This is a genomic window from Leucothrix mucor DSM 2157 (genome assembly GCF_000419525.1).
In the GTDB taxonomy this organism is placed as follows: Bacteria; Pseudomonadota; Gammaproteobacteria; order Thiotrichales; family Thiotrichaceae; genus Leucothrix; species Leucothrix mucor.
Genome location: NZ_ATTE01000001.1, coordinates 4184498 through 4197112, shown reverse-complemented (window position 1 = coordinate 4197112; position 12615 = coordinate 4184498). Strand labels below are relative to the sequence as shown.

The window sequence follows — 12615 nt, the reverse complement described above, 5'->3', positions numbered from 1 at the left end:
TCCCTTAGCTAGTGATAAATACAGTGATCATGCCGGTCACAATAAAGATACCGGTCGCGATTAAAGAGCGTGGTGAAATTCTTGAGACACCACACACGCCATGGCCGCTCGCGCAGCCCGAGCCCAAAGTCGTCCCGAAGCCAACCAGCAAGCCACCGGCAATTAGGTAAGGTAAACGCTTATCCACCACCACCTCTGGCAACTCGCCACCAGCCAGCAAGTAGAAAAATGGGCCGACCAATAAGCCGATAACAAACGCTAAGCGCCAGACGGTATCGGCGCTAATATTTAACGAGAGCAAGCCCGAGGTAATGCCGCTGACGCCGGTAATCCTGCCCAGCGTAGCCATCATTAATACGGCGGCAACACCGATGAGGCTCCCTCCTAGCAGGGATTGGGCGATACTAATGGTTTGCATGGTGTGTAACTCCTAAGTGTGTTGCTGCTGTTTTAGCGCAGCATTATTAGGAGTATATTAGCAAATACTTATTTATAGTCAATAACTATATAATGATTTACTGATATTATAAGGCGTGTGGAAATAGCCTTTTAAAATTAATTATTTAGTTCAGGCAGTTCGAAAGAATTTGGCGCGAAGAGAACTCCGAGAATGATTGACTCCCGAGGCTTTTAAGTAGGATAAGCCAGCAAGAACCGGCTTTAGCTCATGGCATACGCCATCATCATGATGTCTGCTGAAATTGCCAAAATAACGGTCAGCACTAATAAACGTTGTCTCATTTTGTAACCCCCATTTTCACTTACCAATCAACCCTAACATTAAAGACCCATACTCCCGATGAATATGAGACACTAAAAAGACGATGTGTTCATCATATAGCAATTGATATCACATTTAATCGCTTTACAATAGTGGCCAAGAAAAATACTAATCACTTAACCCATCACAGGAAATAATAATGGAAAATAACCCTTATCAGGCTCCCACCTCCGACCTGCATACCGCTGGCAACCAACACCCCCTTCAATATGTCGGGTTTTGGATTCGTGTGGCGGCCTCGCTGATCGACTCCATCTTATTAATACTGATCACCCTACCGTTACTGTACATATTAATGGGCGCAAGCGCGTTTGACCCGGAAGCGGGCCCTGGTGCAGGTGGTGTCGTTGCGATGTTTATAAACTACTTATTACCGATTATTGCAGTGATAACATTCTGGGTACTGAAGTCTGCGACACCAGGAAAAATGCTATTCCAGGCAACCATTGTGGATGCTAAAACCGGCAATAAGCCGTCTATCGGACAGTTTATTGGCCGCTACTTTGCTTACATTCCTTCTACCCTGATCTTTGGACTGGGCTGCTTCTGGATAATCTGGGATAAGCGCAAACAAGGCTGGCACGATAAGCTGGCTGGTACTGTAGTTGTTAGACCTTACAGCGACCCAGCCAAGCAAATCACTTTCGAATAAACATTTCTGATAATCGTGCTTGACTGCCCCAGCCAATAACGGGAGGATTTAACCTTTCCGCTGGGGTAGTCACTTACCCTGTAAGCCCTCACCATAAGCACGAACTCATGACTCAACTGACCGACACGTTACAGCAGGCGCGGCCATTCATTCTGTTTGAAAACACTTTGCTTTCTAATACCGATGAAGCGGCTTGGTTATTTACACAGCCCGCTCGCGAAATTATTGCCTTAAACGCCGAAGAGCTTCCCGCAGCCTTGGCGGCAATTGATGAGGAGCGTGAGAAAGGCCATTATCTGGCAGGTTATTTAAGCTATGAAGCAGGCTATGCGCTGTCTGCCAAGTTGGCACCATTTCGCCAGCAACACACCATCGACAACCCCTTATTGCAGTTTTATGCCTTTGATAAGGCGACACGCTTAGCCCCTTCTGAAGTCACCGAAACACTACAGCAACTGCCGGAATCTGAACCTTATATCCGTAATTGGAAAGCCTCCGAAACTGAAGCGGAGTACATTGCCAAGCTAGAGCGTATTCTCGACTACATTAGCGCAGGCGATACCTATCAGGTGAATCATACCTACCGCGTGGGCTTTGATTTAGAGGGCAGTATTGATGGCTTGTATCAGGCACTGCGCGAGCGCCAAAAAGTGGCGTTTTCTTGTCTGATGCATTTGCCGCAGCGTTCCGTACTCTCACTGTCACCAGAGTTATTTATTCGCAAACAAGGCACACGCTTATCTACTAAACCCATGAAAGGCACGACTCCGCGCGGTAAGGATGACGCTGAGGATGCAGCGATCCTTAAAGCCATGGCGGAAGATAAAAAGCAGCGCTCTGAAAATGTCATGATCGTGGATTTGATGCGCAATGATATTGGTCGGCTGGCCAGCTCTGGCAGCGTTAAAGTCAGTCAGTTATTTGAGATTCAAACCTTTAAAACGCTGCATCAAATGATCTCTACGATTGAGGGACAGGTTGAGCAAAGCATTCCCTTTGCTGAGGTGGTTAAAGGTTTATTCCCCTGCGGTTCGATTACTGGCACACCGAAAATTCGTACCATGGAAATCATTCATGAGCTGGAAGCTACGCCACGCGATATTTATACCGGCGCGATTGGCTTTATTACACCGGAGAATGATTTCACCTTTAATGTACCCATTCGCACGCTGCACTTTCCGAAAGATAGCCAACACGGCACTTTAGGCATTGGTGGCGGCATTATTTATGAAAGTAATCCGTTAGATGAGTGGCATGAGAGTCAGTTAAAGGCACGCTTTGTGACTGGGCTCAATCAGCAGTTTAAGCTGATTGAATCGCTGCGATATGATGCATCGACTCAGCAGTTATTGCGACTGGATCAGCATATTGAGCGCTTAACGCAGAGTGCGGCTGAGTTTGGTTATCCGCTGCCAAGTAAGCCGGTGGGTGAGTTATTAACTGATTATGTTCGAAGTGTTGATGCTGGTGATGATCTGAAGTTACGCGTATTGCTGAATGCCGAGGGTGAGCTGAGTATTAGTCATGAGGTGCTGCCGCAATCACAAATGAGTGAAAGTGTGACCACTGCCATAGGTGCTGGTGCTGGTGCTGGTGCTGGTGCTGGTGCTGGTGCTGGTGCTGGTGCTGGTGCTGGTGCTGGTCATGATACGGCCAACCTTCCACGCATTACATTAAGCGATAAACGCATTGAAGCGGGCAATTTATTCCGCCAACACAAAACCACCAATCGCAAGCTCTACAACCAAGCCTTCGACGAAGCTGCAGTACAGGGGTTTTATGATGTGCTGTTTTTAAATGAGCATGGCTATATCGCCGAAGCCAGCCGCCATAATCTAATTATTCAACAAGCTGGTAACTGGTACACGCCACCGTTATCAGATGGCGCGTTACCGGGTGTGATGCGTGCAACGCTACTGGCCGATTCTACGCTAAATCTTCAGCAACGCAGCCTGACGCTGGATGACCTTAAGCAGGCCGATCGAGTCTATTTGAGTAACTCTGTTCGTGGTCTGGTGGAAGTCGGTGTTGAATAAACGAAGGCGGTCTACTGGCAGCTTTCTTCAGTAATCACTGGCCCGCAAGCCTCGGTATCACGGGAGGTAATACCACCCATGTCATCGCTAATTTCAGTAAAGCCAGAATCCGTCTGAGCCTCTTCTTCGCACTGCTTTGCTTTAAATACCAGCGGTGCTGCGGGGCCGACCCAACCTTCTGAACGCTCGATTTTCTCACGCTCAAACAGCACACTGCAGCCCTCGCCGTAGTACACCGTGAAATAATTCAGATCAATCGCATGTAACCCCGACATAACTTCAGGATGCGCTTTGACGTATTCCATCATCACCCCAAGGTCTTTCTCATTCTGAAACTGTGGTGGCAGCGCCGCTTGGGCTACCCCAAAGCTGATGCTAAATAGGAACATTGCACCGCACTTGCTCAACAAACTATCCCTTTGATTCATATCTCCAATCTCCTTTTGTTAATTATGACTCATCGAAAGTCGGACTATTTATAACAGCAATCGTTTAATAAAGTTGTGCGTTTTTAGATAGGTAGTACAAAATTAGTACATTTTTAGCAACAATTGATAGCTATTAGACTAGTTAGCTTATTCCCGATATGCTCAGCGCTTTCTTATTGCCTTGCGCGCTCAGGACTCATCATTCGTTATGCGGCATATTCAGCAAATTGCACCCTGTAAACGCCTGCAGCGACGACGACACAATCCGCCTGAAACGGATATCGCGGCGAAAAAAGCATGGCGTCGGTTTAATAAAAAAGACCTGCGCAAAGTTTGTTATAGACAGCAATTTGGCTTGTGTGCGTATACCGAGTTATCGCTGGATGATAAGGAAATGGGCACGCATTTGGAGCATATTGCACCCAGAAGTCGCTATCCGGCACGGACTTTTGAGCCTAGCAATATTGTGCTGTGCGCGATGGATGATGTGTTTGCAGGAACCTTGCCAGATGCCGAGCGCTTTGGAGGGCATTACAAGCTTAATCAATATGATGAAGAAGCCTTTATCAGTCCCTTGCAAACTGATTGTGAACGTTACTTTTATTACTGCGATAAAAGCGGGCAGGTATTGCCCAGTGCCGAGCTGACCGAGCAAGAGCAGGAAAAAGCAGCGCATACTATCGCGCTGCTTAATCTGAATTGTGCTTTTTTGGTAGAGCGTCGCCAGTCTTGTTTGATTAATCTAAAGCAGCAACTGGCAGATTGGCGCTCGCTGAATAACAGTGCTCCAACCGAAGCCGAAGCCGAAGCCGAAGCCGAAAGTATCCACCATTCAGCTGCTGATACTGAGCGTTTTATCACCGATATATTGGCGATTAAAAATGGCCGACTACCCGAGTTTTACAGCGCCATTAAGCAATACCTAAAAGGTATTTAGCATAGCCACCGAAACGTTTAATCCGCCTGCAACATACCGGCTGCAATCTCATTGTGTCGCTTGATTAACGGCGGCAAATCAACACCCTGCAACACACCATCGCGCACTACAACGTCACCATTAATAATCGACAACCAAGCAGGCGCTGGCGCACAAGTCATTAAAGAGGCTACCGGATCACTTTGCCCGCCGGCATGATGTAAGCCATCAACCCGAAATGCCACTAAATCAGCTGCTTTACCCACTTCCAAGCTACCAATATCATCCTCACGACGTAATACTCGTGCACCACCCAGCGTTGCTAATTCCAGTGCTTCCCGCGCTGAAAAACGATCCGCTTTCGCCTCAAACCCTGGCCAACCAACCCGCTGTAATAACATCGCTTGCCGCGCTTCACCGAGCATATGATTGCCATCGTTGCTCGCGGAGCCATCAACACCCAAAGCTACCTTCATCCCCGCATCCACCATTTCACGCACCGGTGCAATACCAGAGGCCAAGATCATATTACTGCTAGGGCAATGGCAAATACCGGTGCGAGTCTCAGCCATTTGCTCAATCTCATCACTGGACGGATGCACCATATGCGCAAACCACACATCATCACCCAACCAGCCGACGCTCTCCATATATTCCAACGGCCGCATGCCAAATTTCTCCAGACAAAAACGATCCTCATCAATGGTTTCAGCAAGGTGCGTGTGCAAGTTTACTTTAGGATATTGGCGCGCCAGATCAGCGGTTTTCTGCATTAGCTCGCCAGTTACGCTGAACGGTGAACATGGCGCTAAACCAATGCGTAACATCGAATACTTTTCAGCATCGTGGAAGGTATCGATCACGCGAATGCAGTCTTTTAAAATCGACTCCTCATCCTGACAAACAGAATCCGGCGGCAATCCACCCTGACTTTCACCCAAACTCATACTGCCACGGGTAGGATGAAAACGAACGCCAAGCTCTTTGGCCGCACGAATCTCATCATCTAATTTCGCGCCATTGGGAAATAAATAGAGATGATCCGCAACCGTGGTTGCGCCAGATAACAGCAACTCAGATAGGCCAACTTTGGCACTGACATACACCGCCTCGCCATCCATTTTCCCCCAAATTTTGTACAGCGTTTTTAGCCAATCAAATAGTGACAGGCCTTGCGCAGTTCCGACCGTGCGGGTGAGTGTTTGGTAGAGGTGGTGATGGCAATTGATTAAGCCGGGTATGATCACCGTGCCAGTCGCATCAATAGTTTCATCGGGCGTGATGCCCTGCTCGGTGCAGTATTTCTCCAACGCTACCGTGGTATCCACTAGCTCGATAACATTGTCACGAATTAAGATCGCACCATCGGCAAGTTCACGACGGTCGGCGTCCATAGTGACTAGGACGGTGGCATGGGTGATTAGCTTTGTGGACATGAGATCGTTTACCAAGTTGTTTTCAGGCTTTCCAGAATGCAGTGCTTTGTAGCAGACAAGAATACGACAACTCGAATGCAAAGTGGTGAACAACATACTTGAAAATAACTTACTGCCTTAGTAATAAGGAATCTATCCAGATCTAGATTTTCAATACCATGTTGTTACATTAGAGCGTTGGCGAATTAGCCCTATTATCTGAAAGATGCATGGCCCTCCTTCAGTGGGGCAGACGATAATGAGTTAAGAGCACTGATCAAACGCTATGTTATGACGGCCTTTAACTAATATATTAGAAGTTAAGTCTAATATGTTATACTATGTATCGACACATCGGAACACAACACCTTGAGGAGTTAGAAATGTCTAAACCTGTTATCGGCTTTATCGGCCTAGGCCTTATGGGCAACAACATGGTCGTCAACCTGCAAAACAAAGGCTATGAGCTACAAGTAATGGATCTTAATAAAGATGCCGTTGCTGCAGTCGTTGCTCGTGGCGGTGCTACTGAAGCCAAGTCTCCTGCTGAACTGGCAGCGGCAAGTGATATCGTGATGCTTTGCCTGACCACTTCTGAAGTCGTCGAAAAAATTGTCTATGCTGACGACGGTATTCTAGCGGGAATTAAAGAAGGCGCAGTCTTAATCGACTTCGGAACCTCGATTCCAGCTTCTACCCGCAAGATTGGTGCAGCACTGGCAGAAAAAGGTGCTGGCATGATCGATGCACCTTTGGGCCGTACTCCAGCGCACGCGAAAGACGGACTACTGAACATCATGGCATCTGGCGATCAGGCAACCTTCGACAAGGTTAAGCCAGTACTGGAAGAGCAAGGTGAAAACGTATTCTATCTGGGCGCTTTGGGTGCAGGTCACACAACGAAGCTGATCAACAACTTCATGGGCATGACAACAGTTTGTGCTATGTCACAGGCATTTGCAGTGGCAGATTTAGCCGGTGTTGATCGCCAGCAGTTGTTTGAAATCATGTCGACTGGCCCATCAAGCTCTCCGTTCATGCAGTTCTGTAAGAACTACGCAGTTGATGGCGTAAGCGATTTGGGCTTCTCAATCGCTAATGCGAACAAAGATCTGGGCTACTTCCTTGAAATGGCAAAGGATCTTGATACGCGCACACAGATTGGTGAAGGCACATCAGCCAACTTACAGGCCGCACTTGGCGCGGGTATGGGCGATGGCAATGTACCGGAAATCTTCGATTACTTCCTAAAGCTTAAGAAGTAATTTGAACAATGTCTGACGCTGCCCCACGCTTCAATGAAGTCATTGACTCGCGAGGGGCAGAGGTTTATATCATTTAGTCTATCGATGTCTAATGACTAAATCACAGGGAGAAATCACATGTTTGTACATAATGAAGATGTAGTGCTGGAAGACTTAGGAGACGGTATTAGCCGTAAGGTTTTAGCGCATTCTGACAATATGATGTCTGTGGAAGTACACTTTGAAGATGGCGCCGTTGCCGCGATGCATAAGCATCCGCATGAGCAGCTGACTTATGTGCTATCCGGTGAGTTTGAATTCACTATTGGTGATGAAACCAAGCTCGTTAAGACAGGTGACACCATGTACAAAGTGCCCAACATCATGCACGGCTGCCGTTGCGTAAAAGCAGGCGTACTGATCGACACATTCACACCGATGCGTCAGGATTTTGTTTAATCGGCCTTGTCTCGATAAAACAGATCACAAGTCGAAGAGCGCACTATAGCCCTCTTCGGCCTATATCTATGAGCCCTGGATGAAGGATAACCTCTTAGTTTAGGAAACGCTCACGAACATCCGGCGTCGGAACCATACACACCTCTCGTTTTCCAAAGATTCGATAGCGGTTTTTAGCAAGCAGCCGATAAAAAATATCTCGCAGCGGTGCTGGCAGAATCAGAAATACACGACAGTATTTCCAGTAACCTGTTAAGTCTTTTGCAATTTCTAGCCCAGCATCCGTTCTTTGGTATAACTTACCGTTTTTAATCAACAGGAATGTATCCAGATCTGGATTATCGATTCCGTGTTGTTTCATCAACATTTTGGCGGCTTCGCCTTGCATGGGCGCGAAAGAAAATTTGCCTTCAGGATCACGGGCAATAATGAAGTTCACTGAGCTATTGCAGAAATTGCAGATGCCATCGAAGACCACGATTTGTGCATTTACACCTTTCAAGCAGCACCCTCTGATAGCATCATAGTTGATTCTGTCTTGTTACTTGTCAGCCTAGACAGCCATCCCAGACAATTCAATCTCAGCATGAAGCTCTTTCCAGTTAGGACAAAACTTCGCTACCAACTGCCAGAAAGCTTTGTTGTGACTCTTCTCAACCGTGTGGCACAGCTCATGAACAATAATGTAATCCATGACCGCATTACCAAACTCCATACAGCGAGGATGAAACTCCAGTATCTGGTTTTCCGTACAATTAGCCCAGCGCGACTCGAACCGCTTCACTTTGAACACTGTTGCCTCAAGCCCCGTTTCCCTTTGCCAATACTTTATACGCGCACCCAGCTTCTCTTCAGCTTTTCTATGATAAAAACGCTCCAGTGCACTCATAAAATTGCTTCGGCTAACAAAGTGGCCTTCTGGTGAAAGCACCTTAAACCGGCTCTGATTAAAAGTAATAACTGGGTTCGCCAACTCTGGAGCTTCAAGGACTTCACAGTAGTAGGATCGTCCACGGTATTTCGCACGACTACCCGTTACAATTTCTTCCTTTAAAGGCTGGTTTACCTCAGCTAATCGCTGCTTAATCCAACGAGCACGGTAGCGAATCAACTCCTCCTGCTCTTGAAGTGGAACCTCTGGCCCCTTTAGGACTACTTTCTCTCCTCGCTCAACAGTCACGTAATGATTAACAAGCTTACGATCTAACTTAAAAACCCACTCAATCGAAGTGGTACCGTACTGGAAAACTGGCATGCTAAATTCTGACCCTAGCTTTAGTTATTCAACATGATCTGGAAAATCTCATTTGAATGCTGACGAGCAACTGACATATTCCAGCCACTTAGTCCACGCAAGATAGAGCGAATCGTTTTCTTAATTTCATTGTGTATATCTGTCTGTTTTTTCCAGATTGGAGACGCAACAACTGCTGCTATTTCCGCATGTTCAAACACACTTTTCGTCCATGTCAGCGCAACAGATTCATCAACCTCTTTTACCAAATAATTATAAACCGCTTGCTCGACTGCAGTTTGCAATCCCATCGCTGAGGGTTTGGCGTCTTTATCCCGGATACGCTGCGCGAATTGCTCCAATTGTTCCAAAAATATCGCCTGCTCAATACGACCGTTTCTCTCATCGCTAATGAGTTTTTCCAGCTCAGCTTCCAGATCTCCAAAAAACGCAGGATCTTTTCCCTTACCTGTTTTGATGGTGTGTTTAAGCTTATTCTTCATCACCAGCGCAGCACTGCCAGCGCTCTTTTGCTTGCGCAACTTATCCATATCCGCAGCATCCAAAATAGACACTTCACGATCCAGAATACTAGTGACTTCACTCGACTGAATGTGTTCATCCAGCATTGTTTTCAACAACTCAGACTCTGAGGCGGTGATGCGAACCGCATCAGCAGCATCAGGCATTTTGTGCCTAAGCTCCAATTTGATCTCATTAAAAACTTTGAAATAGGGTTTGTATGGAGCACCGCGCTCATCAGGCAACACCACATCCAGACGCCCATTAAACTCAGCTAGTGCAACAAGAAAGTCCTCAACAATATCTAAGCGTGTATCAGGGTCTAAATGAAGATCCGCTTGCTCCTTGTAACGCTCTGGCTGTTTAAGCAAGTCATACTTCTTAGGCAACGTATCTTGCACTTTAGAAAGCGCAGCTTTTAGCTTGGGAAGCTCTGACTCAACATCAGACCAAACTTGCTCAGGAAGTACATCACCACCATAAACTTTCAGCGCCTCATCGAGATAATCCACGACACCAAAGTAGTCAACAATATAGCCCGCTTTCTTTCCTTTGCGAGTACGATTGACCCGTGCAATCGCCTGCAACAAGGTGTGCTCTTTCAGAGGCTTGTCCAGATATAGTGTGCTAACAATCGGAGCATCCCAGCCCGTCAACAACATATCGGATACGATAATTAAGCCGACATTATTAACCTTCGCCTCATCCTCAGAAACATTTAGAGACTCATCACCATAAGGCAGTTTGAAGCGCTCATTCACAAAGCCCGGAATATCATCTGTAGGTAGTGCAATCGGTACTTCACCCGCTTTGACCTCACGCTTTACACGCTCTTCAATCGTCTCAAGCTTAGTTTTAGCGCCTCTATCATAATGCGCTTGCTGCTCGCTGATTCCAGTACGCTTATCCGTAATGCTACCCAAGGAAATCACAACACGGCTTTCAAAGGTCGGCAGACCTTGTTCTTTACGCTCAGCCATGATCTCTCGAAAGACCTCCTGATAACGCACTGCCATATCGCGTCCATCACACACCAACATTGCTTTAAAACCACGAGGCCTCACACTCGCTAAAAAATGCTCGACTAAGTGCTTTGCATTTTCTTCAATGCGGCTCTTTGCTCCTCGGCGTTTTTTCAGCAAGGTTTGTTTTAATTTTTTCTGCTTGGCTAAAGACTCCTTACCAAACTCTTTTTCAAAGGCCTCTTTGAGCTTGCCATCACTCGACCATTCGGCCATGCCTTCCATGTATTTGATTGGCAAAGTCGCATGATCGGCAACTGCTTCATCCAAACGATAAGTGTCGATGTACTCACTACCGCCAAACTCGCCCAAGGTGTTTTTGTCTTCCTTAAATAGCGGCGTACCCGTAAACGCAATGAACTTGGCATTGGGTAACGAGGCTCGCATAAACGCAGCTAAAAAACCGTACTGGCTGCGGTGTGCTTCATCGACCAATACGAAGAAGTTTGGTTTGGTGCTCAGCACTCTAAAGTCAACTTTTTCCTCACTAACCGTAACCCACTTCGCCTTTAAAGAGTTTCCACTAGCGTCTAGTTGGTTGAAGTTGTCATTGTGCTGTTTAACGATCCAGCATTCATCATTGTTTTTGTCATCTTTCTTGAGCACGCGTCGTACACGGGTTTTAGAAACAGCCGTTTCATCAACCTCGCCACTACTTTCCGACTCATTGGCTGCTTTGATTTGCTTGCCATCGCTTTCCTGAAATTTTTGAACAGTCGACGTAAAGATGGTGCCGTAATCATTACCCAGCATGATTTCAAGACCCGCGACAGAGTCGGCTTTGGTCGTCTCAAGCCCCACATTGGTAAAGGTACTATGAATTTGTCGGTCAAGGTCGGTTCGGTCGGTGAGTACCAAAATGCTGGGGTTATCAAAGCCGGACAGCTCAACCCGCATTAAGCGCGCTAGTAGCGCCATGGTCAGTGACTTACCGCTACCTTGAGTATGCCAGACCACACCACCGCGCTTTTTACCTTGCAAAGTGGTGCCGCTACCTTGCAAGCGAAGCAACGTTTTCTCAACTGCTCGCCACTGCTGGTAACGCGGCAGCTTTTTAATCATGCGCCCATCTTCCACCTCAAACATCGGGTAGAAACAGACGAAACGAACAAAACGAGAGGGTTCAAACAGTGCCCACAGCAATTTATCCTGATCGGTTGGTGGCTTCCCTAATAGTGCAGCCAGCTTATCCAGAATGACTTTTTCATCAGGCCGATTCGGATCAAACTTATAGGTAAGGTAAAACTGCTCTGGGGCGGCTAACGCGCCATACTTGGCTTGACTGCGGTTAATCGCCACACACACCATATTAAACGCGAAGTGTTGCTCAAAGGTGCCTTGGTAGCCATCAAGCTGAGCTATACCTTTGCTTAGCTTGACCGCACTAGCTTTGCATTCGATGATAGCCAGCGGCATACCGTTAATAAACAACAGTAAATCCGGCTTAAACACATCACCGTTATTATTCTTACCGATATACTGATCAACCACATGAAAACGGTTATTAGCCGCGCCCGATGAATCAATAAAGCGAATACTGCGCGGTTGGCCATGCTTGTCTTTTTGTTGCAGATTAGAACGAAACAACACATCTTTCCAAAATGCATGATTGGCTAGCATTAAGTCATTACTGTGCTCAAACCAAATATCGCGCAGCTGCTTAATGGCTTTGACTGCACCATTCGGCACTTCCTCTAACCAAGGATTCAAAGCATGCAAACGGTCAATCAACACCGTTTCCAGAATCACTGGCTCAGTTCGATGCACTTGCTCAACTTGGCTACCTGAAATATGAGCGTAGCCCAATTGCTCCAACCACGCGATTGCAGGGCGCTCAACACCGTTCAGTTCTGGCTGTTTAGATTCGTTCTGCTTACTCACATTGACATCCTTGATAATGGAACTA

General features: G+C 46.8%; 11 protein-coding genes. 5 read left to right on the top strand and 6 right to left on the bottom strand.

The window, feature by feature from the left end; genetic code table 11:
- Positions 1-4 precede the first annotated feature (4 nt).
- Positions 5-418, bottom strand: a complete 414-nt coding sequence (locus LEUMU_RS0119065) for a YeeE/YedE family protein (RefSeq protein WP_022953902.1) — start codon at positions 416-418, stop codon at positions 5-7.
- A gap of 502 nt (positions 419-920) precedes the next feature.
- Here LEUMU_RS0119065 and LEUMU_RS0119060 point away from each other — a divergent pair.
- Entirely contained in the window at positions 921-1433 is a 513-nt protein-coding gene (locus LEUMU_RS0119060) for an RDD family protein (RefSeq protein ID WP_022953901.1), read from the top strand.
- A 107-nt stretch (positions 1434-1540) separates the two neighbouring features.
- Positions 1541-3469 (top strand): aminodeoxychorismate synthase component I, encoded by a 1929-nt coding sequence (gene pabB, locus LEUMU_RS26885; protein WP_022953900.1) that lies wholly within the window; start codon positions 1541-1543, stop codon positions 3467-3469.
- Between the two features lie 11 nt (positions 3470-3480).
- Here the strand turns inward: pabB and LEUMU_RS29085 are convergent, their stop codons facing one another.
- Positions 3481-3897 (bottom strand): ssr3402 family protein, encoded by a 417-nt coding sequence (locus LEUMU_RS29085; RefSeq protein ID WP_022953899.1) that lies wholly within the window; start codon positions 3895-3897, stop codon positions 3481-3483.
- A gap of 208 nt (positions 3898-4105) precedes the next feature.
- On the opposite strand from LEUMU_RS29085, the gene LEUMU_RS0119045 reads away from it, so the two are divergent.
- Positions 4106-4834: a retron system putative HNH endonuclease gene (locus LEUMU_RS0119045; RefSeq protein WP_022953898.1), complete on the top strand. Its 729-nt coding sequence runs from the start codon at positions 4106-4108 to the stop codon at positions 4832-4834.
- A 17-nt stretch (positions 4835-4851) separates the two neighbouring features.
- Here the strand turns inward: LEUMU_RS0119045 and LEUMU_RS0119040 are convergent, their stop codons facing one another.
- Positions 4852-6249: an 8-oxoguanine deaminase gene (locus LEUMU_RS0119040; RefSeq protein ID WP_022953897.1), complete on the bottom strand. Its 1398-nt coding sequence runs from the start codon at positions 6247-6249 to the stop codon at positions 4852-4854.
- Between the two features lie 320 nt (positions 6250-6569).
- On the opposite strand from LEUMU_RS0119040, the gene LEUMU_RS0119035 reads away from it, so the two are divergent.
- A complete protein-coding gene (locus LEUMU_RS0119035) occupies positions 6570-7493 on the top strand; it encodes an NAD(P)-dependent oxidoreductase (RefSeq protein WP_084708140.1) in 924 nt (307 codons plus the stop codon).
- Positions 7494-7610: 117 nt separating this feature from the next.
- The gene (locus LEUMU_RS0119030; RefSeq protein ID WP_022953895.1) at positions 7611-7931 is read left to right on the top strand and encodes a cupin domain-containing protein; all 321 of its coding nucleotides are present in this window, start codon (positions 7611-7613) and stop codon (positions 7929-7931) included.
- 94 nt (positions 7932-8025) lie between these two features.
- Here LEUMU_RS0119030 and LEUMU_RS0119025 read toward each other — a convergent pair whose 3' ends face one another.
- From LEUMU_RS0119025 to LEUMU_RS0119015, 3 genes are read right to left on the bottom strand one after another with little or no spacing between them, the layout of a single operon-like run.
- A complete protein-coding gene (locus LEUMU_RS0119025; protein ID WP_022953894.1) occupies positions 8026-8433 on the bottom strand; it encodes a thiol-disulfide oxidoreductase DCC family protein in 408 nt (135 codons plus the stop codon).
- Positions 8434-8484: 51 nt separating this feature from the next.
- Positions 8485-9186, bottom strand: coding sequence for a YgjP family zinc-dependent metalloprotease (locus LEUMU_RS0119020; RefSeq protein ID WP_022953893.1), 702 nt, complete (start codon positions 9184-9186; stop codon positions 8485-8487).
- A 20-nt stretch (positions 9187-9206) separates the two neighbouring features.
- Entirely contained in the window at positions 9207-12590 is a 3384-nt protein-coding gene (locus tag LEUMU_RS0119015; protein WP_022953892.1) for a type I restriction endonuclease subunit R, read from the bottom strand.
- Positions 12591-12615 lie beyond the last annotated feature (25 nt).

Bases quoted from the DNA above. Each gene is read 5' to 3' on its own strand.
- LEUMU_RS0119065 (WP_022953902.1), bottom strand. From the start codon at position 418: ATGCAAACCATTAGTATCGCCCAATCCCTGCTAGGAGGGAGCCTCATC.
- LEUMU_RS0119060 (WP_022953901.1), top strand. From the start codon at position 921: ATGGAAAATAACCCTTATCAGGCTCCCACCTCCGACCTGCATACCGCT.
- pabB (WP_022953900.1), top strand. From the start codon at position 1,541: ATGACTCAACTGACCGACACGTTACAGCAGGCGCGGCCATTCATTCTG.
- LEUMU_RS29085 (WP_022953899.1), bottom strand. From the start codon at position 3,897: ATGAATCAAAGGGATAGTTTGTTGAGCAAGTGCGGTGCAATGTTCCTA.
- LEUMU_RS0119045 (WP_022953898.1), top strand. From the start codon at position 4,106: ATGCGGCATATTCAGCAAATTGCACCCTGTAAACGCCTGCAGCGACGA.
- LEUMU_RS0119040 (WP_022953897.1), bottom strand. From the start codon at position 6,249: ATGTCCACAAAGCTAATCACCCATGCCACCGTCCTAGTCACTATGGAC.
- LEUMU_RS0119035 (WP_084708140.1), top strand. From the start codon at position 6,570: ATGTATCGACACATCGGAACACAACACCTTGAGGAGTTAGAAATGTCT.
- LEUMU_RS0119030 (WP_022953895.1), top strand. From the start codon at position 7,611: ATGTTTGTACATAATGAAGATGTAGTGCTGGAAGACTTAGGAGACGGT.
- LEUMU_RS0119020 (WP_022953893.1), bottom strand. From the start codon at position 9,186: ATGCCAGTTTTCCAGTACGGTACCACTTCGATTGAGTGGGTTTTTAAG.